At 70.3% G+C, this 22,544-nt stretch carries 17 protein-coding genes; 9 read left to right on the plus strand and 8 right to left on the minus strand.

Features of this window, described 5'->3' with window-relative positions; translation table 11 throughout:
- Positions 1-98 precede the first annotated feature (98 nt).
- On the plus strand, positions 99-2,039 hold the full coding sequence (locus FHT38_RS07085; protein WP_310737355.1) for a propionate--CoA ligase: 1,941 nt from the start codon (positions 99-101) through the stop codon (positions 2,037-2,039).
- A 5-nt stretch (positions 2,040-2,044) separates the two neighbouring features.
- Here FHT38_RS07085 and FHT38_RS07090 read toward each other — a convergent pair whose 3' ends face one another.
- Entirely contained in the window at positions 2,045-2,893 is an 849-nt protein-coding gene (locus tag FHT38_RS07090) for an HAD family hydrolase (RefSeq protein WP_183490928.1), read from the minus strand.
- 80 nt (positions 2,894-2,973) lie between these two features.
- On the opposite strand from FHT38_RS07090, the gene mdtD reads away from it, so the two are divergent.
- Entirely contained in the window at positions 2,974-4,437 is a 1,464-nt protein-coding gene (mdtD, locus tag FHT38_RS07095; RefSeq protein ID WP_183490930.1) for a multidrug transporter subunit MdtD, read from the plus strand.
- Between the two features lie 82 nt (positions 4,438-4,519).
- Here the strand turns inward: mdtD and FHT38_RS07100 are convergent, their stop codons facing one another.
- The 3 genes from FHT38_RS07100 to FHT38_RS07110 form a co-directional block, all read right to left on the minus strand.
- Positions 4,520-6,244 (minus strand): PhoH family protein, encoded by a 1,725-nt coding sequence (locus FHT38_RS07100; protein WP_183490932.1) that lies wholly within the window; start codon positions 6,242-6,244, stop codon positions 4,520-4,522.
- A 372-nt stretch (positions 6,245-6,616) separates the two neighbouring features.
- Positions 6,617-7,096 carry a peroxiredoxin gene (locus FHT38_RS07105; protein ID WP_091723931.1) on the minus strand — a complete coding sequence of 160 codons (480 nt, stop codon included), beginning with the start codon at positions 7,094-7,096 and terminating at the stop codon, positions 6,617-6,619.
- Between the two features lie 156 nt (positions 7,097-7,252).
- Complete coding sequence (locus FHT38_RS07110; RefSeq protein WP_091723934.1) at positions 7,253-7,627, minus strand: Mth938-like domain-containing protein; 375 nt, start codon at positions 7,625-7,627, stop codon at positions 7,253-7,255.
- A 116-nt stretch (positions 7,628-7,743) separates the two neighbouring features.
- Here FHT38_RS07110 and FHT38_RS07115 point away from each other — a divergent pair, with 116 nt between their 5' ends.
- The 5 genes from FHT38_RS07115 to moaD are packed head-to-tail and all read left to right on the plus strand — an operon-like array spanning position 7,744 to position 13,296.
- Entirely contained in the window at positions 7,744-8,970 is a 1,227-nt protein-coding gene (locus FHT38_RS07115) for a pyridoxal phosphate-dependent aminotransferase (RefSeq protein WP_147242076.1), read from the plus strand.
- Positions 8,971-8,999: 29 nt separating this feature from the next.
- Positions 9,000-10,310 (plus strand): homoserine dehydrogenase, encoded by a 1,311-nt coding sequence (locus FHT38_RS07120; RefSeq protein ID WP_183490934.1) that lies wholly within the window; start codon positions 9,000-9,002, stop codon positions 10,308-10,310.
- Positions 10,307-11,716, plus strand: a complete 1,410-nt coding sequence (thrC, locus tag FHT38_RS07125) for a threonine synthase (RefSeq protein WP_183490935.1) — start codon at positions 10,307-10,309, stop codon at positions 11,714-11,716. The genes FHT38_RS07120 and thrC overlap by 4 nt, the downstream gene beginning before the upstream one ends.
- Positions 11,709-12,992, plus strand: coding sequence for a gephyrin-like molybdotransferase Glp (gene glp / locus FHT38_RS07130; RefSeq protein ID WP_255488624.1), 1,284 nt, complete (start codon positions 11,709-11,711; stop codon positions 12,990-12,992). The genes thrC and glp overlap by 8 nt, the downstream gene beginning before the upstream one ends.
- Before the next feature lie 52 nt (positions 12,993-13,044).
- Positions 13,045-13,296: a molybdopterin converting factor subunit 1 gene (gene moaD / locus FHT38_RS07135; protein WP_183490937.1), complete on the plus strand. Its 252-nt coding sequence runs from the start codon at positions 13,045-13,047 to the stop codon at positions 13,294-13,296.
- A gap of 7 nt (positions 13,297-13,303) precedes the next feature.
- On the opposite strand, the gene FHT38_RS07140 is transcribed toward moaD, so the two are convergent.
- From FHT38_RS07140 to FHT38_RS07150, 3 genes are all read right to left on the minus strand, one after another.
- A complete protein-coding gene (locus FHT38_RS07140) occupies positions 13,304-14,950 on the minus strand; it encodes an FAD-dependent oxidoreductase (protein ID WP_183490939.1) in 1,647 nt (548 codons plus the stop codon).
- Entirely contained in the window at positions 14,932-16,458 is a 1,527-nt protein-coding gene (locus FHT38_RS07145) for a polyamine aminopropyltransferase (protein WP_255488755.1), read from the minus strand. The genes FHT38_RS07140 and FHT38_RS07145 overlap by 19 nt, the downstream gene beginning before the upstream one ends.
- 169 nt (positions 16,459-16,627) lie before the next feature.
- Positions 16,628-17,134, minus strand: coding sequence for a GNAT family N-acetyltransferase (locus tag FHT38_RS07150; RefSeq protein ID WP_183490943.1), 507 nt, complete (start codon positions 17,132-17,134; stop codon positions 16,628-16,630).
- A 243-nt stretch (positions 17,135-17,377) separates the two neighbouring features.
- Between FHT38_RS07150 and FHT38_RS07155 the strand changes: the two genes are divergently transcribed.
- Positions 17,378-19,315: a diguanylate cyclase domain-containing protein gene (locus tag FHT38_RS07155; RefSeq protein WP_183490945.1), complete on the plus strand. Its 1,938-nt coding sequence runs from the start codon at positions 17,378-17,380 to the stop codon at positions 19,313-19,315.
- A 22-nt stretch (positions 19,316-19,337) separates the two neighbouring features.
- Here the strand turns inward: FHT38_RS07155 and FHT38_RS07160 are convergent, their stop codons facing one another.
- Positions 19,338-20,198: a metallophosphoesterase gene (locus FHT38_RS07160; protein ID WP_183490947.1), complete on the minus strand. Its 861-nt coding sequence runs from the start codon at positions 20,196-20,198 to the stop codon at positions 19,338-19,340.
- Positions 20,199-20,427: 229 nt separating this feature from the next.
- On the opposite strand from FHT38_RS07160, the gene FHT38_RS07165 reads away from it, so the two are divergent.
- Positions 20,428-22,536 carry a type VI secretion system Vgr family protein gene (locus FHT38_RS07165; RefSeq protein WP_183490949.1) on the plus strand — a complete coding sequence of 703 codons (2,109 nt, stop codon included), beginning with the start codon at positions 20,428-20,430 and terminating at the stop codon, positions 22,534-22,536.
- The last annotated feature ends 8 nt before the right edge of the window (positions 22,537-22,544 follow it).

Consider the following 22,544-nt stretch of genomic DNA (forward strand, 5'->3'; position numbering starts at 1 on the left):
CCACGAGACCCTTCCCAGGAAAAACCCGGATTGGACCACAGGCCCTCCGCCAAACGTTGTGAACGAAAGTTTCAGCAAAGCTCGCGGTGCGAGGATCCGTGCGGAAGTCGCGCATTCGACATGAGGAGACCCCGATGACTGACAGCTATGCGGCGATGTACCGGCGCTCGATCGACGATCCGGACGGCTTCTGGACCGAGCAGGCCAGGCGCATCGACTGGGAACGCCCGTTCGACCAGGTCTGCGACACCAGCCACCCGCCCTTCGCGCGCTGGTTCGTCGGCGGGCGGACCAACCTGTGCCACAACGCGGTCGATCGCCATGCCGCCACGCGGCCGGGCGACGCGGCGCTGATCTGGGTCTCCAGCGAGGTCGGTCAGGAGCGGGTCTACACCTTCTCCGAGCTCCAGGCCGAGGTCGAGGTGATGGCCGCGATCCTGGCCGGGCAGGGCGTGCGCGCCGGCGATCGGGTGCTGATCTACCTGCCGATGATTCCCGAGGCGGCGTTCGCGATGCTGGCCTGCGCCCGCCTCGGGGCGGTCCATTCGGTGGTGTTCGGCGGCTTCGCGAGTCATGCGCTGGCCAACCGCATCGACGACGCCGAGCCGGTGCTGATCGTCAGCGCCGACGCCGGCAGCCGCAACGGGCGCATCGTGCCCTACAAGCCGCTGCTGGACGAGGCGATCCGCCTGGCCGCGCACAAGCCGGCGAAGGTGCTGATGATCGACCGCGGCCTGAGCCCGTTCGAGCGCGTCGCGGACCGTGACCTGGATCACGCCGCGCTGCGGGAGCGCCTGTGGGGCACGCGCGTGGCCTGCGAGTGGCTGCCGTCGGACGCGATCAGCTACACGCTCTACACCAGCGGCACGACCGGGCGGCCCAAGGGCGTGCAGCGCGATGTCGGCGGCCATGCGGTCGCGCTGGCCACCAGCATGGCGCTCATCTACGACGGCCGCGCGGGCGAGACCTTCTTCTCGACCAGCGACATCGGCTGGGTCGTCGGCCACAGCTACATCGTCTACGGGCCCTTGATCGCCGGCATGGCGACGCTGATGTACGAGGGCACGCCGGTCAGTCCCGACGCGGCGGTCTGGTGGCGGCTGGTCGAGCAATACCGGGTGACGGTGATGTTCAGCGCGCCCACCGCGGTGCGGGTGCTCAAGAAACAGGACCCGGCCTGCCTGACGCGGCACGACCTGTCCTCGCTGCGGGCGCTGTTCCTGGCCGGTGAGCCGCTGGACGAGCCCACCGCGCGCTGGATCGCCGACGCCATCGGCAAGCCCGTCGTCGACAACTACTGGCAGACCGAGACCGGCTGGCCGATCCTGACGCTGGCGCGTGGCGTCGAGCCGGCGGCGCCGAAGTTCGGCTCGCCGGGCGTGCCGATGCCCGGCTACCGCGTGCAGCTGCTGGACGAGCAGACCGGCGCGGTGCTGGAGGCGCCGAATCAGAAGGGCCTGCTCGCGATCGCGTATCCGCTGCCGCCGGGCTGCATGCAGACCGTCTGGCGCGACGACGAGCGCTTCGTGCGCACCTACTGGTCGAGCGTGCCCGGCCGGCAGGTCTACTCGACCTTCGACTGGGCGCTGCGCGACGAGGACGGCTACTACTTCATCCTCGGCCGCAGCGACGACGTGATCAATGTCGCGGGCCATCGCCTCGGCACGCGCGAGATCGAGGAGTGCATCGCCGGCCATCCGGCGGTGGCCGAGGTCGCGGTGGTCGGGGTGGCCGATGCGCTCAAGGGCCAGGTCGCGATGGCCTTCGCGGTGCTGAAGGATCCGGCGCGCGCCGCGACGCCGCAGGCAGCGCTGGCCCTCGAGGGCGAGATCCTCAAGCGCGTCGACCAGCAGCTCGGCGCGGTGGCGCGGCCCTCGCGGGTGCGCTTCGTCCAGCTGCTGCCCAAGACCCGCTCGGGCAAGCTGCTGCGGCGCGCGATCCAGGCGGTGTGCGAGCAGCGCGATCCGGGCGACCTCATCACACTGGACGATCCCGCCGCCCTGCAACAGATCCGCGAGCTGGTCGCGGGCGCCGGCTGACCGCGTCAGCGGCCCGGCAGGGCGCGCCAGTCCTCGCGAATGAAATGCACCACGGCGTCCTCGTGATGCGCACCGATGATGCGGTGGGCGGCCAGCTTCACGTCGTCGCTGGCATTCGAGACCGCGATCGCATGGTGCGCTGATCGCAGCATCGTCAGGTCGTTGACCTGGTCGCCGAAGACCACCAGCTCGCGCTCATGCAGCGCGTAGCGCTGCGCCAGCGATGCGATCGCCTGGTCCTTGCTGGCGCGGCGGTCGTGCACGTTCAGCCAGGGCCAGCCCGGCATGTAGATGTCCTCGGCCAGGTGCGTCGTCACCAGGTCGCCGCAGGTGGCGAGGATCTCGGCCTGCAGCGCCTCCAGCGGCTCCGCGCGACCGACGACGAGCAGCGTCACCAGCGGGTCCGCCAACTGGTCCTGCAGCCGGTCCACATGGCGCAGCCGCGGGTCGGCGTTGCGCTGGCGCTCGGTGACGAAGCGCTGCTGGCCCTCGTTCTGGACCTCCTGCCAGAACAGCTGGTCGCCCTTGGCGCCGTGCGTCGCGATGAAGGGCATCAGGCCGTGGCGGCGCACCAGCGCGAAGATCGCCTGGCCGAGCGCCGGCTCCATCGCGTTGACCAGTTCATGGCGGCCGGTGCGCAGGTCGCTGATGTAGGCGCCGTTGGACGAGACCACCGGCAGCGAGATCGGCAGCCCCTCGAGGATGCGGGCGATCGAGACCACGTGCCGCGCGCTGGCGACGGTGAAGGCCAGGCCTTCGGCCAGCAGCTCGGTCAGGCCGGCCCGGGTGGTGTCGGAGAGCCGGGCCTGCGGATCGAGCAGGGTGCCGTCGAGATCGGAAACGTAGAAGCGCATGGGTCGTGGGCGGCCGGATGAGCGCCGCGATAGGCGCACATCCTACGCTGGCCCGGTTCGATACTTGCCGGATGCCGCCCATGCCTCCCACCTCGACGACACCGCTGGACGCGCTCGGCCGACCGGTCCTTGACGACGCCACGCGCCGCTGGCTGCCGTGGGTCGTCGCGCTCGCGTTCTTCATGCAGACGCTGGACACGACCATCCTCAACACCGCGTTGCCCGGCATGGCCCGCGACCTCGGCGAGGACCCGCTGCGGATGCAATCCGCCGTCGTGGCCTACCTGCTGACGGTGGCCCTGCTGATCCCCGCTTCGGGGTGGCTGGCGGACCGCTTCGGGACGAGGACGGTGTTCCTGTGGGCGATCGGGCTGTTCAGCCTGGGCTCGCTGGCCTGCGCGGTGTCGCCCAGCCTGCACGTGCTGGTCGCGGCGCGGGTGGTGCAGGGCGTCGGCGGCGCGCTGCTGGTGCCGGTGGGGCGGCTGGTGGTGCTGCGGGCCTTCCCGAAAGGCGAGTTCCTCGCGGTGATGACCTTCATCAGCCTGCCCGGGCTGGTGGGGCCGCTGCTGGGGCCGACGCTGGGCGGCGTGCTGACCCAGTACGCCAGCTGGCACTGGATCTTCCTGATCAACCTGCCGGTCGGCGTGGCGGGCGCCTGGGCCTGCCAGCGCTACATGCCGCAGATCAAGGGGCCGCTGGGCCGGCGCTTCGACTGGGGCGGCTACGGGCTGTTCAGCGTGGGGCTGATGCTGCTGTCGCTGGCGCTGCAGGGCTTCGGCGAGCACGTGGTCAGCGTGGCCGTGTGCTTCGTGATGCTGGTGGCGGGCGTGGCCTGCATGATGGCCTACTGGCTGCATGCGACGCGCGCCGACGAGCCGCTGTTCTCGCCCGCGCTCTTCGCCGTGCCGACCTTCCGCATCGGGCTGCTGGGCAATGTGTTCGCGCGGCTGGGCAGCGGTGCGACGCCCTTCCTGACGCCGCTGTTCCTGCAGGTGGGGCTGGGCTTCTCGCCCAGCGAGGCCGGCTTGTCGATGATCCCCTCGGTGCTGGGCGCGATGTTCACCAAGACGCTGGCCATCCGCCTGATCAAGCGCGCCGGCTACCGCCGCGTGCTGATCGTCAACACGCTGCTGCTGGGCGTGCTGATCGCCAGCTTCGCGCTGATTCCGCGCGGCGTGGGGCATGTCTGGCTGGCGATCCACCTGGGCCTGTTCGGCATGGTCAACAGCATGCAGTTCACCGCGATGAACACGCTGACGCTGGGCGACCTCGACGAGCGCACCGCCAGCGCGGGCAACAGCCTGCTGGCGGTGGTGATGCAGCTGTCGATGAGCCTGGGCGTGGCGACCTCCAGCGCCTTCCTGCTGCTGTTCTCGCACGGCCTGGCGCGCACCGAGGGCGCCGCCATCGTGCCGGCCTTCCACGGCACCTACCTGGCGCTGGGCGCGATGGCCGCGATGGCGGCGTTCATCTTCCACCAGTTGCGCCGCGACGAGGGCGCGGCCGAGGAGACCGCGCGGTCCAAGCTCACGCCCGAGGACTGATCGCGCGCCCTCCATCCCCGATTCGCGGGCAAGAAAAAGCCACCCCAAGGGGTGGCTTTGTCGTCATGAGGCAGGGAAGGGCTCAGAGCACCTCGGACGCGAAGTCCGCGAGTCTGGAGCGCTCGCCGCGGGCCAGCGTCACATGGCCGCTGTGGGCCCAGCCCTTGAACTTGTCGACCGCGAAGGTCAGGCCGGAGCTGCCTTCGGTGAGGTAGGGCGTGTCGATCTGCGCCAGGTTGCCCAGGCAGACGATCTTGGTGCCCGGACCCGCGCGCGTGATCAGCGTCTTCATCTGCTTGGGCGTCAGGTTCTGGGCCTCGTCGATGATCACGTACTTGTTGAGGAAGGTGCGCCCGCGCATGAAGTTCAGGCTCTTGATCTTGATCTTGCTGCGCACCAGGTCGTTGGTGGCCGCGCGACCCCACTCGCCGGCAGTGCTGTCGCCGCGCGCCAGCACTTCCAGGTTGTCGTCGAGCGCGCCCATCCACGGGCCCATCTTTTCCTCTTCCGTGCCCGGCAGGAAGCCGATGTCCTCACCGACCGGCACGGTCACGCGGGTGACGATGATCTCGCTGTAGCGGCGTTCGTCGAGCACCTGCGACAGGCCGGCGGCCAGCGTCATCAGCGTCTTGCCGGTGCCGGCCGAGCCGGTCAGCGTGACGAAGTCGCAGTCCGGATCCATCAGCAGGTTGAGCGCGAAGTTCTGCTCGCGATTGCGCGCGGTCACGCCCCACACCGAATGCTTCTGGTGGCCGTAGTCCTTCAGCGTGCGCAGCACCGCGGTCTTGCCGGTGATCTCCTGCACCTTGGCGTACAGCGGCGCGGCGCCGGGCGCCTCCAGGTAGATGAGCTGGTTCACCAGCAGCGTCGGCACCAGCGGGCCGCTGATCCGGTAGAAGGTGGTGCCGCCTTGCTGCCAGCTCTCCATCGTCTTGCCGTGGCGCTCCCAGAAGTCCGCCGGCAGCGCCTGCACGCCGGTGTAGAGGAGGTCGGAGTCCTCCAGCGTCTTGTCGTTGCGGTAGTCCTCCGCCGGCAGGCCCAGCGCGCGGGCCTTGATGCGCATGTTGATGTCCTTGGACACCAGCACCACCTCGCGGCCGGGTTGCTGCGCCTTGAGCGCCTGCACCACGCCCAGGATCTGGTTGTCCGCCTTGCCTTGCGGCAGGCCCTGGGGCAGTGGAGTGTCGAACAGCGTGGTCTGGAAGAAGAGCTTGCCGCCGGCCTCGCGGTGGCCGGTCTGGTCCAGCGGCAGGCCCTTGGACATCTCCTCGATCGAGCTCGACTTGAGCGAGGCGGCCAGCGCGTCCAGGTCGCGGCTGACCTGGCGCACGTTGCGGGCGACCTCGGTCATGCCCTTCTTGTGGCCGTCCAGTTCCTCGAGCGTGATCATCGGCAGGTAGATGTCGTGCTCCTCGAAACGGAACAGCGACATCGGGTCGTGCATCAGCACATTGGTGTCGAGCACGAAGAGCTTGGCCTCGCCCGCCGGCTTGCGCGCCTTGGCGCGGCCGGTGGCGGTCTTCCTGGCGGGGGCCTTGGCCGGCGCCGGCGGCACCAGCGCCAGCGACGGAGATCCGCCGCCGCGGGCCTCGACCGGCTCGGCGCGCGAGCGCGCGGCGGCGGGCGGCAGGGCCGGGGCGGCGGCCGGCAGGGCGGTCTCGGCGAGACTCGCCGCGCTGTGGGCGGCGATGGTGGCGGACGGTTTGGCCTCGAGCGCGGGAGGGCGTTTGCTGGGCGACAGGTCGGTCGCGTAGGCGTCGGAATCTAGGCGGCTGGCGCGCTTGGTCGGAGGCTTGGGCAGTGGCATGTGCGGGGGTGGCGGGCTGGCGTGATGAGCCTGGGTCCACGCGGACCAGGGGTCATGCCCCAGGCCTGACGGGCGGTGGCGATGCCGGAGGTATCGGCGGCATCGGGGGCCTCGAACTCGCCAGCGGGCCCCAGAAGACAAAAAGCCGCACCGGGGGCGGTGCGGCTCGTCCTTGGGGATTCAATCGCTGCGATCAGGCACAGGGGCATGCGGCCGATTATGCACAACTCGCCGCGCGTGCCCATGACGGACAGATGGCGGCGTTGCTGTCAGACGGCGCCTCGCGCGAGTCAGCGCAAACCCGGGATGCGAGGCAGCGGAATCGGTGGTCCGATGCGAGATTCCGCGACCCTGGCCGGCTCGCGGCGTCGATCAGGCGGCTTCCTTCTTCAGCGCCTTGACGGCCTTGAGCACTTCGTCGACGTGGCCGGCGACCTTGATGCCGCGCCATTCCTCGCGCAGGATGCCCTGGGCATCGATCAGGAAGGTCGAGCGCTCGATGCCCTTGACCTTCTTGCCGTACATGATCTTGTTCTTCACCACACCGAACATGTGGCAGAGCTTTTCCTCGGTGTCGGCGATCAGTTCGAAGGGCAGTTCCAGGTTCTGCTTGAACTTGTCATGCGAGGCCATGTTGTCGCGGGACACCCCCAGCACGACGGCGCCGGCCTTCACGAAGTCCTTGTGATGGTCGCGGAACTGCATCGCTTCGGTGGTGCAGCCCGGGGTGTTGTCCTTCGGGTAGAAGTACAGCACCACGACCTTGCCCAGAAAGGCTTGGGGTGTGAACTTCACGCCTCCCGTGGCAAGAGCTTCAATGTCCGGGAGGGGTTTGTTGAGCGCTGGCGTCATGTGGCGTTCTTCAGAGAGATGTGCCCGGGCGGGCATAGCCAGCGATTATACGTTGAAAGGGTCGTCTCTCTCCCCGGCTGACCTGGACGAGCCAATGCGCTCCCAGAGAGAGGGAGGTCGGATGGGGAGCCGCGGCCGGTCGCGGCCGGCACGCGCTCAAGGCTCGATGAGCAGCGCGGCCAACACGGCGCGGCCTTCGCTCGCCAGCACGTTGTAGGTGCGGCAGGCGGCGCCGATGTCCATGGTCTCCATGCCGATGCGGGCGTCGATCAGCGCGCGATACAGCGCCGGCCGCGCGAAGCGGATCTTCGATCCGCTGCCGAAGATCACCAGCTCGGGCTTGCGTTTGAGGATGCGCTCGAAGTGCGCTTCGGTCAGGTCCTCGAAGCGGGTGACGTCCCAGTCCTCGGGCTGCCCTTGCCAAGGGACGAGCACGCTGTGCGCCTGCTCGACACCATTGACCCACACGTGGTGCAGGTCGTGCTTGGAGATCATGTTGCCGCCCAGCGGCTGGTCGGGTTGAAATTTCATTGAGGCTGATTCTGGCAGCGACGGAGGGTGGCGCCGCGCGGCCGTGCGATTACCCGCGATAACCCTGTGTTTAAATCGACGGTCCCGATTTTCCCCTGTGTATTCCAGGAGCCATCTTGAGAACCGTCACCAAGTCCAGCAAATTGGCCAATGTCTGTTATGACATCCGCGGACCCGTGCTGGACAAGGCCCGGCAGATGGAGGAAGAGGGCCAGAAGATCATCAAGCTGAACATTGGCAATATCGCCGCCTTCGGCCTGATGCCGCCGGACGAAATTGTCCAGGACATGATCCGCAACCTGCCCGACGCGGCCGGCTACACGGATTCCAAGGGCCTGTTCGCGCCGCGCAAGGCGGTGGTCCATTACTGCCAGGAAAAGGGGATTCGCGGCGTCGCGGTCGACGACGTGTACCTGGGCAACGGCGCGTCCGAGCTGATCGTGATGGCGCTCAACGCGATGCTGGACAACGGCGACGAGGTGCTGCTGCCGGCGCCCGACTACCCGCTGTACACGGCGGCGGTCGCGCTCTCGGGCGGCAATCCGGTGCATTACGTCTGCGACGAATCCAGCGACTGGTTCCCCGACATCGCCGACATCAAGTCCAAGATCACGCCGCGCACGAAGGCGATCGTCGTGATCAATCCGAACAACCCGACCGGCGCGCTCTATCCGGAGCCCCTGCTGCGCGAGATCGTCGAGATCGCGCGCCAGCACCAGTTGATCATCCTGGCCGACGAGATCTACGACAAGACGCTGTACGACGGCAACGTGCACACCAGCATCGCGTCGCTGTCGGACGACGTGCTGACGCTGACCTTCAACGGGCTGTCCAAGAACTACCGCAGCTGCGGCTACCGCGCCGGCTGGATGGTGGTCTCCGGCGACAAGCGCCATGCGCTGGACTACATCACCGGCCTGAACATGCTGGCCTCGATGCGGCTGTGCGCCAACACGCCGGGCCAGCTCGCGATCCAGACCGCGCTGGGCGGCTACCAGTCGATCAAGGACCTGGTGGCGCCGGGCGGCCGCCTGGCGCGCCAGCGCGACCTCGCCTACGAGCTGCTGACGCAGATCCCGGGCGTGAGCGTCGTCAAGCCCAAGGCCGCGCTCTACATGTTCCCCCGCCTCGACCCCAAGATCTATCCGATCGAGGACGACCAGCAGTTCGCCTACGAGCTGCTGGCCGAGGAGAAGGTGCTGATCGTCCAGGGGACGGGCTTCAACTGGAAGTCTCCCGATCATTTCCGGCTCGTGTTCCTGCCCAACACCGACGACCTGCGTGAAGCCGTCGGCCGCATCGAGCGCTTCCTGGGCACCTATCGCAAACGCCACGGCCGCTGACCCCTCGACCTCCTGAAAGACACATGACGATGAACCCGATCAAAGTTGGCCTGCTGGGCATTGGTACCGTCGGCGGCGGCACGTTCCAGGTGCTGCGCCGCAACCAGGAAGAGATCCGCGGCCGCGCGGGTCGCGGCATCGAGATCGCGATGGTGGCCGACCTGGACGTCGAGCGCGCCAGGAGCATCGTCGGCGACGCCTGCACCGTGGTGGCGGATGCGCGTGAAGTGATCGCGAATCCGGAGATCGACATCGTCGTCGAGCTGATCGGCGGCTACGGCATCGCGCGCACGCTGGTGATGGATGCGATCAAGGCCGGCAAGCACGTGGTGACGGCCAACAAGGCGCTGCTGGCGGTGCATGGCAGCGAGATCTTCGCCGCCGCGCGGGAGCAGGGCGTGATGGTCGCCTTCGAGGCCGCGGTGGCCGGCGGCATTCCCATCATCAAGGCGCTGCGCGAGGGCCTGACCGCCAACCGCATCGAGTGGATCGCCGGGATCATCAACGGCACGACCAACTTCATCCTGTCGGAGATGCGCTCCAAGGGCCTGGACTTCGCGACGGTGCTGAAGGAGGCGCAGCGCCTGGGCTATGCCGAGGCCGATCCGACCTTCGACATCGAGGGCGTCGATGCCGCGCACAAGGCCACGATCATGAGCGCGATCGCGTTCGGCATTCCGGTGCAGTTCGAGCAGGCCCATGTCGAAGGCATCACCGCGCTGCAGGCGACCGACATCAAGTACGCCGAGCAGCTGGGCTACCGCATCAAGCTGCTGGGCATCGCGCGCCGCCGCGACCGTGGCATCGAGCTGCGCGTGCATCCGACGCTGATCCCGGCGAACCGCCTGATCGCCAACGTCGAGGGCGCGATGAACGCGGTGCTGGTGCAGGCCGATGCGGTCGGCACCACGCTGTACTACGGCAAGGGCGCGGGCGCGGAGCCGACCGCCTCGGCGGTGATCGCCGACCTGGTCGACATCACCCGCCTGGCCACGGCCGATCCGGACCACCGCGTGCCGCACCTGGCCTTCCAGCCGGACGCGATGAACGACACGCCGATCCTGCCGATGGAGCAGGTGCAGACCGCGTTCTACCTGCGCCTGCGCGTGGCGGACCAGGCGGGCGTGCTGTCGCGCATCACGACCATCCTGGCCGAGCACGAGATCAGCATCGATGCGGTGCTGCAGCGCGAATCGGCCGAAGGCGAGAGCCAGACCGACCTGATCATCCTGACGCACGACACGCAGGAAGGCCGCATGAGCGAGGCGCTGGCGAAGATGCAGGCGCTGGAGACGGTGCTCGCGCCGATCGTGAAGCTGCGCAAGGAAGAGCTGGCGTGAAGTACCTGAGCACCCGCGGCGACAAGACCGAGCGCCACTTCTGCGACATCCTGCTGGAAGGCCTCGCGCCCGATGGCGGGCTGTACCTGCCCACCGCCTATCCGCGGATCGACGCCGCGACGCTCGCGCGCTGGCGCGGGCTGTCGTATGCCGACCTGGCCTTCGAGATCCTGTCGCTCTACATCGACGACATCCCGGCCGCGGACCTGAAGGCGATCGTGCATCGCACCTACACCGAGGCCGTCTTCGGCACGCCGCAGATCACGCCGCTCAAGCCGCTGGCGCCGGGGCTGGCGCTGGTCGCGCTGTCCAACGGGCCGACGCTGGCCTTCAAGGACATGGCGATGCAGCTGCTGGGCCAGCTGTTCGAGTACGAACTGGGCCGCCGCGGCGAGACGCTGAACATCCTGGGCGCGACCTCGGGCGACACCGGCAGCGCCGCGGAGTACGCGATGCGCGGCAAGGCCGGCATCCAGGTCTTCATGCTCAGTCCGCACGGCCGCATGAGCCCGTTCCAGCAGGCGCAGATGTTCAGCCTGCAGGAACCCAACATCCACAACATCGCCGTGCAGGGCGTGTTCGACGACTGCCAGGACATCGTCAAGGCGGTCTCGAACGACCTCGCGTTCAAGCGCGGCCATCGCATCGGCACGGTCAACTCGATCAACTGGGCGCGGCTGCTGGCGCAGGTCGTCTACTACTTCGCGGCCTACTTCCAGGCGACGAAGACCGACGCGGAGCGGGTCAGCTTCACCGTGCCCTCGGGCAACTTCGGCAACGTCTGCGCGGGCCACGTGGCGCGCATGATGGGCCTGCCGGTCGAGCAACTGGTCGTCGCGACCAACGAGAACGACGTGCTCGACGAGTTCTTCCGCACCGGCGTCTACCGTCCGCGCGGCGCCGAGCACACGCTGGAGACCTCCAGCCCGTCGATGGACATCTCCAAGGCCAGCAACTTCGAGCGCTTCGTGTTCGACCTGCTGGATCGCGACGCGGCGCGCGTGAACCGCCTGTTCGGCGAGGAGCTGGCGGCCAAGGGCTGCTTCGAGATCACCGCCGAGGAGCGCGCGCGCATCGGCGAGCGCTACGGCTTCGTCTCGGGCCGCAGCACCCATGAAGACCGCGTCGCGACGATCCGCCAATGCCATGCGCAGTACGGCGTGATCATCGACACGCACACCGCCGACGGCCTGAAGGTGGCGCTCGACAAGCGCCAGACCGGCGTGCCGATGCTGGTGCTGGAGACGGCGCTGCCGGCCAAGTTCGCCGCGACCATCGAGGAAGCGCTGGGCCTGGTGCCGCCGCGGCCCGCCGCGCTGGACGACCTGGAGTCGCGCCCCAAGCGCGTGACCGTGCTGCCGGTCTCCGTCGACCAGGTCAAGCAGTTCATCGTCGACCATGTCTGACGCCAAGCCCGCTCCGACCGCTGGCGCCGTGGCGCAGCGCGCGCCGATGCTGCCGATGGAGGACGCGCTGCAGCGTCTGCTGTCGCAGGTGACGCCGCTGGGGCGGACCGAATCGGTGGCTACGCCGCTGGCGCGCGGGCGCGTGCTGGCGCAGGACCTGGTGTCGCCGCTGGACGTGCCGCCGTACGACAACAGCGCGATGGACGGCTACGCGATGCGCGCGGCCGACGTGGCCGCGCTCGGCGGCGAAGGCGCGGTGCTGCCGGTGTCGCAGCGCGTGGCGGCGGGCTCGGTGCCGTCACCGCTGCAGCCCGGCACGGCGGCGCGGATCTTCACCGGCGCGACAGTGCCGGAAGGCGCCGACGCGGTGCTGATGCAGGAGATGTGCGAGGCCTTGCCCGAGAGCGGCGCCGGCCTCGGCCGGGTGCGTATCAACGCGCCACTCGTCGCGGGCCTGCACATCCGCCGCCGTGGCGAGGACCTGCGCCTCGGCCAGCCGGTGCTGGGCGCCGGCATGCGGCTCAATGCCGCCTCGCTGGGCCTGGCCGCGACCGCCGGCGCGGCGGCGCTGACGGTGGCGTCCCGGCCGCGCGTCGCGCTGTTCTCCACCGGCGACGAGCTGGTGCTGCCCGGCGAGCCGCTCGGCCCCGGCCAGATCTACAACTCCAACCGCACGACGCTGCATGCGCTGCTGCTGGCGATGGGCTGCGAGGTTCGGGACCTGGGCATCGTGCCCGACACGCTGGACGCCACGCGCGCCGCGCTGCGCGACGCGGCGAAGGATGCGGACCTGATCCTCAGCTCGGGCGGCGTCTCCGTCGGCGAGGAAGACCACCTCAAGCCCGCGCTGGAGCGCGAAGGCCGGCTGGACCTCTGGCAGATCGCGATCAAGCCGGGCAAGCCGCTGGCCTTCGGCGAGGTGACCAGCCAGGGCGGCCGTACCTGGTTCATGGGCCTGCCCGGCAATCCGGTGTCGAGCTTCGTGACCTTCCTGCTGTTCGTGCGGCCGGTGCTCCTGCGCCTGCAGGGCGCGACGCAGCTGACGCCGCGCGGTTTCCTGCTGCCGGCCGAGTTCACCTGGACCAAGGCCGACAAGCGCCGCGAGTTCCTGCGCGCGAAGCTCAGCGACGCGGGCGGGTTGCAGTTGTTCGGCAACCAGAGCTCCGGCGTGATGAGTTCGGCCGCCTGGGCCGACGGTCTGATCGACCTGCCGCCGGGCAGCACCGTCGAGCCCGGACAGCTGCTGCGCTTCCTGCCGTTCAACGAGCTGTTCTGACCAACCGCGCTGCTGCGGCCGGACCGCGATTTCCTTCGACAAGCTGACCGAGATGACGATCACCGTGCGCTACTTCGCTTCGCTGCGCGAGGCCCTGGGGACCGACGAGCGCATCGCGCATCACGCCGGCGCGACGCTGGGCTCGATCCGCGATGCGCTGATCGCGAGCGACGCGGCGCATGCCGAGGCGCTGGCGCGCGGGCGGGCGATCCGCTGCGCGTTGAACCAGCAGATCCTGTCCGAGGACACGCCGGTGAAGGACGGGTCGGAGGTCGCGTTCTTCCCGCCGGTGACGGGCGGATGATCCGCGCTCAGCGCGACGCCCCGGCCTGGATCCGCGCCGCCACCGCCTCGCCCTGCGTGAACGCCTCTTCGAACACGGAGTAGCCGGCGAGGTCCGCATGCGCGAACTGCAGCCGGCCCTGCGCCCGCTCGCGCAGCGCGGCCAGCGCGGGTGAGCCGCGCAGGCCCGGATGCGGGATGCTCATCGCGTGGCCATAACGCATCAGCTCGATGCGCTGCAGCCGTTCCGGCAGGTCGGGGTGCAGCGGCGCGAGATCCGCCAGCACGCGACCGGCCCAGGCGCGCCAGTCGCCCTGCAGCAGGTCGCGGCGCTGCGACTCGCGCAGCGCGCGGTAGGCGGTCAGCACCAGCGGTCCGCGGCTGGGATCCAGGTCCTGCTGGCCGGCATTGACGTAGCCCAGCGCCTCGCCGCCATAAGCGACGTTGTCCCAGGACAGCGGCGCGCCCAGCCGCTCCAGCGGCGGCGCGTCGAGCAGCAGGTTGGCGACCAGCCACGGCGCGTAGCGCATGCCGCGCGCGGCCTCGGTCAGCACGGCCGGCGGCTGCTCCACCAGCCGCGCGGCGATGAACAGCGGCATCGCCATCACGACCTGGTCGGCCTCCCACCGCTCCGCGCGTCGCGCCGCCTCGTTCCAGGCCAGCACCTGCACGCCATGCCGTTCCTCGCGCACGCGCAGCGCCGTCCGGCCGCCGTGGAAGGCCTCGGCCAGCGGCGCGGCCAGGCGCTCCGACAACCAGCCGTTGCCTTGCGGCCAGGTCAGCACGGCCTCGCGCTCCTCGCCGCTCATGAAGCCATGGCGGCTGCCGAAGTAATGCAGGCCGGCCCAGGCCGACACCTGCGTGGCGTCCGCGCCGTAGTCGTCGCGGCAGCAGTAGTCGAGGTACCAGCGCAGCGGCGCCGCGGTCAGCTGGTGTTCGTCGAGCCACGTGGCGAAGGTCCTGGCATCCAGCGACTGGTGCGCCGCGGTCCAGGCGTGATGCGTGCTGGGCATCGCGAAGCCGACCTCGCGCCGCGCCTGCTCGACCAGCTCGCCGAAGCGGCGGTACTGCGCCTGCACCTCGGGCGACTCCGCGGGGGGCAGCAGGCCGTCGACCCATTGGTCCCGCCACCACAGCCGCTCCTGCGGGCTGTGGCACAGCCAGCGCTCCTCATAGACCCAGCGGCCGTGTTCCTCGCGCGCGAGGCCCAGGTCCTCCAGCAGCGCCCGCACCTCGACGGCCTCGGGCCCGGGCGTGGGCAGGTAGTGCGCGCCGAGCGGGCAGCGCAGGCCCTCGCCGAGCGCCGCTCCGGCGCCGATGCGGTGGCCGCGGCTGTTGCCGCCGGGGACGTCCTCCACGTCGAGCAGCGCGACGTCAACGCCGCGCAGTCGCAGCCGCCGCGCGCAGGCCAGGCCGGCGATGCCGGCGCCCAGCACCAGCACCTGCGCGCGCCGGGGCGGCGCGGTGGCGGTCGACCAGTCGGGCAGGGCGCCGCGCAGCCGATGACCGCGCTCCCAGTTCGCGCCGGTCCAGCCGCCGGGCAGCCCGGCCAGCCGCTCGGCCAGGCGATCGGCGACGGGGCGCGCATCGCGCCCGCAGGCGGACAGCATCGGCAGCAGCGCGGCCGCCGTCGCGCGCACGAGCAGGTCGCGCCGCTTCAATGCAGCTTGCCCCATTCGCGTTCGAACTCGTGGACCAGCACCTGGTTGGACAGCCGGTTCACCTCCAGGCCCGAGGGGCGCGCCATGTCCGGCGGGAAGCTCATCAGCGCGGGCAGGCTCTCCAGGCTCAGGAAGCGCAGGCCCGGCGGCAGTTGCCGGGGCATGGACCACGGCCGGCGGCTCGCCAGCACATAGCCCCATTCGCCGAAGCTCGGCACATGCGCGTGGTACGGCGTCGCCGTCAGGCCCACCGACTCCACCGTGGTCACCACGGTCCAGTAGGCGCGCGGCGCCACCAGCGGCGAGGTCGCCTGGATCACCGCATAGCCGGAGGCCGCGAGGTGCTGGTCCACCAGCCGGTAGAAGCTGGCCGTGTACAGCTTGCCCAGCGCGAAGTTGCTGGGGTCGGGGAAGTCGATGACGATGACGTCGAAGCTCGCCTGCGAGGCCTCGAGCCAGCCGAAGGCGTCGGCGTTGACGATCTCCAGCTTGGGGCTGCGCAGCGCATCCTGGTTGAGCTGGCGCAGCAGCGGCATCGTCGAGAACAGCGTGGTCATGTGCGGGTCCAGCTCGACCAGCGTGACGTGCTCGACGCTCGGGTAGCGCAGGATCTCGCGCACCGCCATGCCGTCGCCGCCGCCCAGCACCAGCACGCGGCGGGGCGCGCCCTGCGCGGCCATCGCGGGATGGACCAGGGCCTCGTGATAGCGGTACTCGTCGCGCGAGTGGAACTGCAGGTTGCCGTTGAGGAACAGCCGCGTGCCGCCGGCGCCCTGCGTCACGACGATGCGCTGGTAGCTGCTGCTTTCCTTGAACACGATCTGCTCGCCGTAGAAGCGGTCTTCGGCCCAGGTGCTGAGGCGGTCGGCGCCGGCCATCGCGGCGGCCAGCAGCGCGATGGCCACGGCGCAGGTCAGCGCATGGGAGCGCCAGGCGCGCAGCTCGGCGCGGAACAGCCACAGCGCCCACACCGCCACGGCGACGTTGAGCAGCCCGAAGAACAGGCCGGTGCGCACCAGGCCCAGCTGCGGTACCAGCAGCAGCGGGAAGGCGACGGCCACCAGCAGCGCGCCGAGGTAGTCGAAGGTGAGCACCTGCGAGACCAGTTCCTTGAGCGCGTAGCGCTGGCGGAAGTGGCGCTTGAGGATGCGCATGACCAGCGGGATCTCCAGCCCGACCAGCGTGCCCACCAGCAGCACCAGGCCGTAGAGCAGCACGCGGAAGGCCAGCGCCTGCGAGGGCGGCAGCAGGCTGTGCACCGTGAACAGCGCCGCCGGCATCAGGCCGCCGATGACGCCCACCAGCAGCTCCAGGCGCAGGAAGTGCGCGACCAGCTGGCGGTCGATGTAGCGCGACAGCCAGGAGCCCAGGCCCATCGCGAAGAGGTAGGCGCCGATGATGGTTGAGAACTGCAGCACCGAGTCGCCGAGCAGGTAGCTGGCGAGCGCGCCGGCGGCGAGCTCGTAGACCAGCCCGCAGGCGGCGATGACGAAGACGCTGGCCAGCAGCAGGACCTCGGCCATCGAGGCGCGGGCGCGCGTGCTGCCGGGGAGCTCGGTGTCGCCGGCGGCGTCCGTCGGGGACGCTGCGTCGACAGTGGGGTCTTGGGACATGGGGCGCGAGGCTATCACGCGCCCGAGGGGCGCCCGGCCTCGGCGTGCGGTGCCGTTCGGCGAGGGGCAGGGCTCGCGTTCAGGCGGCGGGAGGGATCTCGAAGAGATCGCGCCTCTCGCCATCGGGGAAGGCGCGTCGCTCGACCAGGCGTCCGCCCAGACGGGCCACCAGGGCGCGGGCGGCGTGGTTGTCGTCGCGCATGTAGGTCTGCACCGAAGGCCACTGCCAGACGCGATGGGCGTGGGCGACGACCAGCCGGGAAGCCTCCAGCGCGAGTCCTTGTCCACGCGCCTCGGGCAGCAGCCACCAGGTGAGCTCGACCGGCCATCCCTGCCCCTGCCAGAAACCGCACATGCCGAGCACCGCGTCCTCGTCGCGGCGGCGGATCGCCCACACGCCGAAGCCCTGCAGCGTCCAGACGCCGATGTCGAAGGCCAGCCGCGACCAGATGGCCGCCGGCGCCAGCGGGCCGCCGTAGGCGCCCGACGCGTCGGCATCGGCATAGAAGCGCCGGTAGGCGTCCTCGCAGCGGCGGTCCGGGGGCGACAGGACCAGGCGTTCCGATTCGAGGGTGGGAATGTGCATCGTGAGTTTTCTCCTGGTGCTCCGTGGCCGCCGGCGCTCGGGACGGGACAGGGGCGGAAGCGGGGGAGGGAGAGGGCGGAAATGGACAGCGAACGGAGGCGAAAGGGTAACGCCCGTCGTGGATCGCCCTACACGAGGTTCATCCGGTGCTGGATGGCGCACCGATCGAGGCGCCCGTACAACGGCGATACGGACCCGCCGGCCTGGATCGCCATGCCCGGGGCTCCGCCCCAAAGGACCCCCATGCTCGATCGACGCACGATTGGAACGACTTCCCCGGCCCGGCTGCGCCGCTGGCTGGTGGCGGGCAACCTGGCGTTGGCGCTGACCCTGAGCGCGGCCGCCTGGCTGAGCTTGCGCAATGCCCGGGAAGGCGACGAAAGTGCGGCGCAGCGGACCGCGGAGAACCTGGCCGCGAGCATGAGCGGCGAGGTCGCCGCCGAGCTGCGCTTGATCGACAACGCGCTGGCCACGATGGCCGAGCGTTATGCGAAGACGGCGCACGCCGCCGACCGGACCCGCGTCCTGGCGCAGATGCTCGACGAGCAGCGCGAGCTGCTCAGGCACGTCAGCGCCCTACGGGTGGCGGATGCGACGGGCGAGGTGCTGGTCCACGACGAGGCGCCGTCCGCGACGCCGATCCGCCTGGGCGACCGCAACTACTTCGATCGGGCGCGCGCCCGGGACGCCACCGTCGTGTCCGAGCCGCTGCGCTGCCGCGTCACCGGCGAGTGGTGCATCGTGGCCGCCCGTCGCCTGATCAACGCGGACGGCCAGTTCGACGGCATCGTGCTGACCGAGCTGACCTCGGCCCACTTCGCCCAGCTTTTCTCCGGCATGGAACTCGGCCGCTCGGGCGCGATGGCGATGCGCACGAACGACAGCTTCCTGCTGGTCGCGCGCCACTCCGTGTCCGAGCCCGGCTCGGTCAAGGGCCTGGGCGAGGCCATCGTCTCCGACGCCCTGCGCGCCAACCTCAAGCGCAGTCCCGACCGCGGCTGGTACGTGACGCCCACCGCGCTGGATCGCGTCGAGCGCATCACCGCCTACCGCCGCGTGCCGGGCTACGCGTTCACGATGTACGCCGGCCTGAGCACCGGGGAGTACCTCGGCGCCTGGTACCGGCAATGCGCGGAACTCGCCGGGCTGGTCGCGCTGATGGTGGGTCTGATCGGCGGCATCTCGGTGCTGCTCTACCGCGGCCAGAAGCGCGAGCATGACGGCCGGCTGGCCGCCGACCGCACCGCCCGCGAGCAGGCGCTGATGCTCGAGAACGACCTGATCGGCATGGCGCGGCTGAGGGATCGCGTGGTGCTCTGGGACAACCGGGCGCTGGGCCGGATCCTGGGCTATGCGCCGGGCGAGCTGCGCGGCCAGTCGATGCGCGAGCTCTACCTGGACGAGGCCACTTTCGACCACATCGGCCGGGTCGGCTACGCGGCGCTGCGGGCCGGCGGCCGCTTCCGCACGCAGGTGCAGATGCGCCGCAAGGACGGCACGCCGCTGTGGATCGACCTGAGCGGCAGCCTGGTCTCCGAGGACGAGAGCCTGTGGATGCTGGTCGACATCGACGCGCTCAAGCAGAGCGAGGAGAAGGCCTACGGCATGGCCTTCCGCGATGCGCTGACCGGGCTGCCGAACCGGCGGCTCTTCGAGGAGAAGCTCGTGGACGCCCAGGCCGCCGCGCTGCGGGCGGACCGGGGACTGGCGGTCTGCTACCTCGACCTGGACGGCTTCAAGCCGGTCAACGACCGCCATGGGCACGAGGCCGGCGACGAGGTGCTCCGGCAGGTGGCCGAGCGGCTGCAGCAGACGCTGCGCGCCAACGACATCGTGGCCCGCCTGGGCGGCGACGAGTTCGCGATCGTGCTGCCCGCCAGCGGCGACGCGGCCGGCGCGCGCGCGGTGCTGCAGCGTTGCCTGGCGGAGATCGAGCGGCCGATCGCGATCGGCGGCGGACACCGGGTGACCATCAGCGCCAGTATCGGCATCGTGCTGGCGCTCGGCACCTGCGACACGGCGGCGGTGATGCGCGGCGCGGACGAGGCGATGTATGCCGCCAAGCGCGCCGGCAAGGGCCGTCTCCATTTCGGCGTGGCCGCAGGGCCGGCGGGCGGGCCCCCGCGCGGCGCGTCGGCATCAGCGCCGGCGCCGGCCGCCCGCGCGCTGTGGGTGGCATAGCGGCTCGTCGACGCGTGACGCGTCAACGCGCCTTCGCGCCGGTCGAGCCCATCGTGAACATCACCCACTCCGGCCGCACGTTGATCCGGATCGGGTAGATGCTCACGCCCAGGCCGCTGGTGATGTAGACCGGCTGCCGGCCGACGTCGACCCAGCCCCGCGTCTTGTCCTTCGGCCACCCGTGGGGCGCGACGACGGAGCCGTAGAACGGCACGCGCACCTGACCCCCGTGCGTGTGAGCCGCCACGGTGAGCCCGGGGAGGGGCGGCAGGTCCAGCGCGCTGGCCGGGTCGTGCATCAGGACCAGGGCCTGCGCGCCGCGCGGCAGGCCGCGCACGGCGCGACGCGGGTCGCTGTGTCCGGACATGCGGTCGCCGACACCCACCACCCACACCGCCGTGCCCGGCAGCGGCACGGCCTCGTTGAGCAGCACCCGGATGCCGACGGCGCGCAGCGCGCGCGTGAAGCGCGGGCCGTCGGTCCACCAGTCGTGGTTGCCGAGCACCGCGTACACGCCATGCCGGGCGCGTAGCCGTCCAAGGATCGCGGCGATCTGCTCCGGCGTGGTGCCGTCCTCGCCGCGGCCGTGGATGAAGTCGCCGGGCAGCAGCACGACGTCCGGCGCCGCGGCATTGATCGCGTCGACCACCGCCTGGGCGCGCGCCATCGTCATGACGTGGCGGAACTCGTGAGCGATGTGCCAGTCCGAGGCGACGGCGACTTTCAGCCCCGGAGGGCCTTGCCAATCGGGCACCGCAACCTGGACTTCCCGGGCGGCCACCCAGCGGGGTTCGATCAACAGGCCCCAGGCGGCCAGCAGCGCGGCGGCGAGAAGCAGGGACAGCAGCAAGGTCAGGAACTGGCGCAGCGCGGACAACAGCATCGAGGGGCTTGGAAGCGGCGGACGGTGGCGAGTATGCGGTGCAAACGACGGAAAGAATCGCAACGCGTCGCAACGCGTGGAAGGTCCGCGGGCGCCGCGGCGCGCCCATGCGGAAGGTCACCCCTTGGCGGTGCCGTTGCGCTGGCGTGCCGGCCGCTGGTGACTTTCGTCGCTTTACCCCCTCGGGGGCCGCTGCCTCTAATGCAGGCCCCACCGAGCACCGCGCGACATGACCGCTTCCCTCCGGCTTGAATCCCCCTTGCCCGACGGCACCTTCCGCGTGCACGAGTGCCACGCCACCGAGGCCTTGAGCGAGCTCGGCGAGATCCAGCTCCGCCTGCTCAGCGAGCGGCTGGACATCGCCGCCGGCGACCTGCTCGGCAAGCCGGTGGCCGTCGTCATCGCGCTGCGCGATGCGGCGCCACGCCGGCTGAGCGGGCATGTCGCGCGCTTCGCGCAGGGCGGCTTCGAGGGCCGCCACGCCGTCTACGAAATGACGCTCAGGCCCTGGCCGTGGCTGCTCACGCGCACCGCGGACTGCCGCATCTTCCAGGACATGAGCGTGCCCGACATCGTGGCCGCGGTGTTCCAGGACCATGCGGCGGCGCGCTTCGAGTTCAAGCTGATGCGGCCGTACCGCCCCTGGACCTATTGCGTGCAGTACCGCGAGACGGACTTCAACTTCGTCGCGCGGCTGCTGGAGCACGAAGGCATCTACTGGCACGTCGAGCACGACGAGCGCGGCCACAAGCTGGTGCTCTGCGACGCGGCCAGCGCGCACGACAGCGCGCCGGGGTGCGAGTCGCTGCCGTTCTACGGCAACGTGGAGCAGGCGCCGCCGCTGCTGGAGCACATCGGCCGCTGGACCAGCGAGCAGCGCATGCAGCCCGGCAAGGTCGTCCTCACCGACTACGACTTCGAGCGGCCCTCGACCTCGCTGCTGACCGAGCAGTCGCGGGCCCATGCGCACGACCTGGCCGACGGCGAGATCTTCGACTTCCCGGGCGGCTACCTGCAGTCCGCCGACGGCGCGCAGTACGCGGAAGACCGCCTGGACGAACTGCACAGCGCCTTCAGCCTGCTCGCGGGCAGCACCAATGCGCAGGGCGTGTGCGTCGGCCGGCTGCTGGCGATGACGCGGCATCCGCGCGATGACCAGAACGGCCAGTACCTGATCACGTCGACCCGCCTGATCGTCCGGCAGGCAGCGAGCGAATCGGGCAGTGGCGAAACCGACCTGCGCTGCGAGTTCGCCGCGATCCCGGCGGCGCAGCAGTTCCGGCCGGCGCGCCGCACGCCCAAGCCGATCGTGCCGGGGCCGCAGACCGCCACCGTGACCGGGCCGGGCGGCGAGGAGATCCACACCGATGCCTATGGCCGGGTGAAGGTGCAGTTCCACTGGGACCGGCGCGGCCGCCGCGACGAGCGCAGCTCGTGCTGGATCCGCGTGTCGCAGCCCTGGGCCGGCAAGGGCTGGGGCGGCGTCTCCATCCCGCGCATCGGGCAGGAGGTCGTCGTCGACTTCCTCGAGGGCGACCCGGACCAGCCGCTCATCGTCGGCCGCCTCTACAACGCCGAGCAGATGCCGCCCTACACCCTGCCCGAGGGCGCGGTGGTCAGCGGCATCAAGTCCAGGACGCACAAGGGCGCCGGCTACAACGAGCTGTCGATGAACGACACCGCCGGACAGGAGCAGATGACCCTGCATGCGCAGTACGACATGTCCACGACGGTGCTGCACGACCAGACCAACACGGTCAACAACAACCGCACGACGACCGTGTCGGTCAACGACACCCTGACCGTCAATGCCGACCGCACGATGAGCGTGGTGGGCAAGCTGGCCGAGACGGTGAACGCCGGGCATGAGATGACGGTCACCGCGGGCGGCTACACGCAGACGATCACCGGCGTGACCGCGCGCACCGTGCATGGCGATGTCACCAACACCGTCAATGGCAAGCGCGAGAACACCGTCAACGGCCAGTTCGTCGAGACGGTCACCGCGGGCGAGGAAAAGACGGTGAGCGCGGGCAAGCGCCTGACCGTGACCGGCGGCTACACGCAGTCCGTCACCGGCGGCTACAGCCAGGCCGTCACCGGCCCGCTCGCGGTCCAGGCGAGCGGCCCGCTGACGCAGGGCGCCACCGAGACCATGGCCCTGCATGCGACCGGCGCGGGCAGCTACACCTCGGCCAGCGCGCTGACCCTGGGCGTGGGCTCGTCGACCGTCGTCATCGACGCCGGCAGCATCACGATCAGCGCCGGCGGCTCCGTCATCAAGGTCGACGCCAGTGGCGTGTCGGTCAACGGGACGGAAATCTCCCTGAACTGCTGAAGAAAGGA

Origin of the sequence: Mitsuaria sp. BK041 (assembly GCF_014193085.1) — a bacterium.
Lineage (GTDB): Bacteria > Pseudomonadota > Gammaproteobacteria > Burkholderiales > Burkholderiaceae_C > Roseateles.

Excerpts from the sequence above, each read along its gene's own strand:
- FHT38_RS07105 (WP_091723931.1), bottom strand. The coding sequence starts at position 7,096 with ATGACGCCAGCGCTCAACAAACCCCTCCCGGACATTGAAGCTCTTGCC.
- FHT38_RS07120 (WP_183490934.1), top strand. The coding sequence starts at position 9,000 with ATGAACCCGATCAAAGTTGGCCTGCTGGGCATTGGTACCGTCGGCGGC.
- FHT38_RS07140 (WP_183490939.1), bottom strand. The coding sequence starts at position 14,950 with ATGGGGCAAGCTGCATTGAAGCGGCGCGACCTGCTCGTGCGCGCGACG.
- FHT38_RS07110 (WP_091723934.1), bottom strand. The coding sequence starts at position 7,627 with ATGAAATTTCAACCCGACCAGCCGCTGGGCGGCAACATGATCTCCAAG.
- moaD (WP_183490937.1), top strand. The coding sequence starts at position 13,045 with ATGACGATCACCGTGCGCTACTTCGCTTCGCTGCGCGAGGCCCTGGGG.
- mdtD (WP_183490930.1), top strand. The coding sequence starts at position 2,974 with ATGCCTCCCACCTCGACGACACCGCTGGACGCGCTCGGCCGACCGGTC.
- FHT38_RS07100 (WP_183490932.1), bottom strand. The coding sequence starts at position 6,244 with ATGCCACTGCCCAAGCCTCCGACCAAGCGCGCCAGCCGCCTAGATTCC.
- FHT38_RS07090 (WP_183490928.1), bottom strand. The coding sequence starts at position 2,893 with ATGCGCTTCTACGTTTCCGATCTCGACGGCACCCTGCTCGATCCGCAG.
- FHT38_RS07160 (WP_183490947.1), bottom strand. The coding sequence starts at position 20,198 with ATGCTGTTGTCCGCGCTGCGCCAGTTCCTGACCTTGCTGCTGTCCCTG.
- glp (WP_255488624.1), top strand. The coding sequence starts at position 11,709 with ATGTCTGACGCCAAGCCCGCTCCGACCGCTGGCGCCGTGGCGCAGCGC.
- FHT38_RS07155 (WP_183490945.1), top strand. The coding sequence starts at position 17,378 with ATGCTCGATCGACGCACGATTGGAACGACTTCCCCGGCCCGGCTGCGC.
- FHT38_RS07150 (WP_183490943.1), bottom strand. The coding sequence starts at position 17,134 with ATGCACATTCCCACCCTCGAATCGGAACGCCTGGTCCTGTCGCCCCCG.
- FHT38_RS07145 (WP_255488755.1), bottom strand. The coding sequence starts at position 16,458 with ATGGCCGAGGTCCTGCTGCTGGCCAGCGTCTTCGTCATCGCCGCCTGC.
- FHT38_RS07165 (WP_183490949.1), top strand. The coding sequence starts at position 20,428 with ATGACCGCTTCCCTCCGGCTTGAATCCCCCTTGCCCGACGGCACCTTC.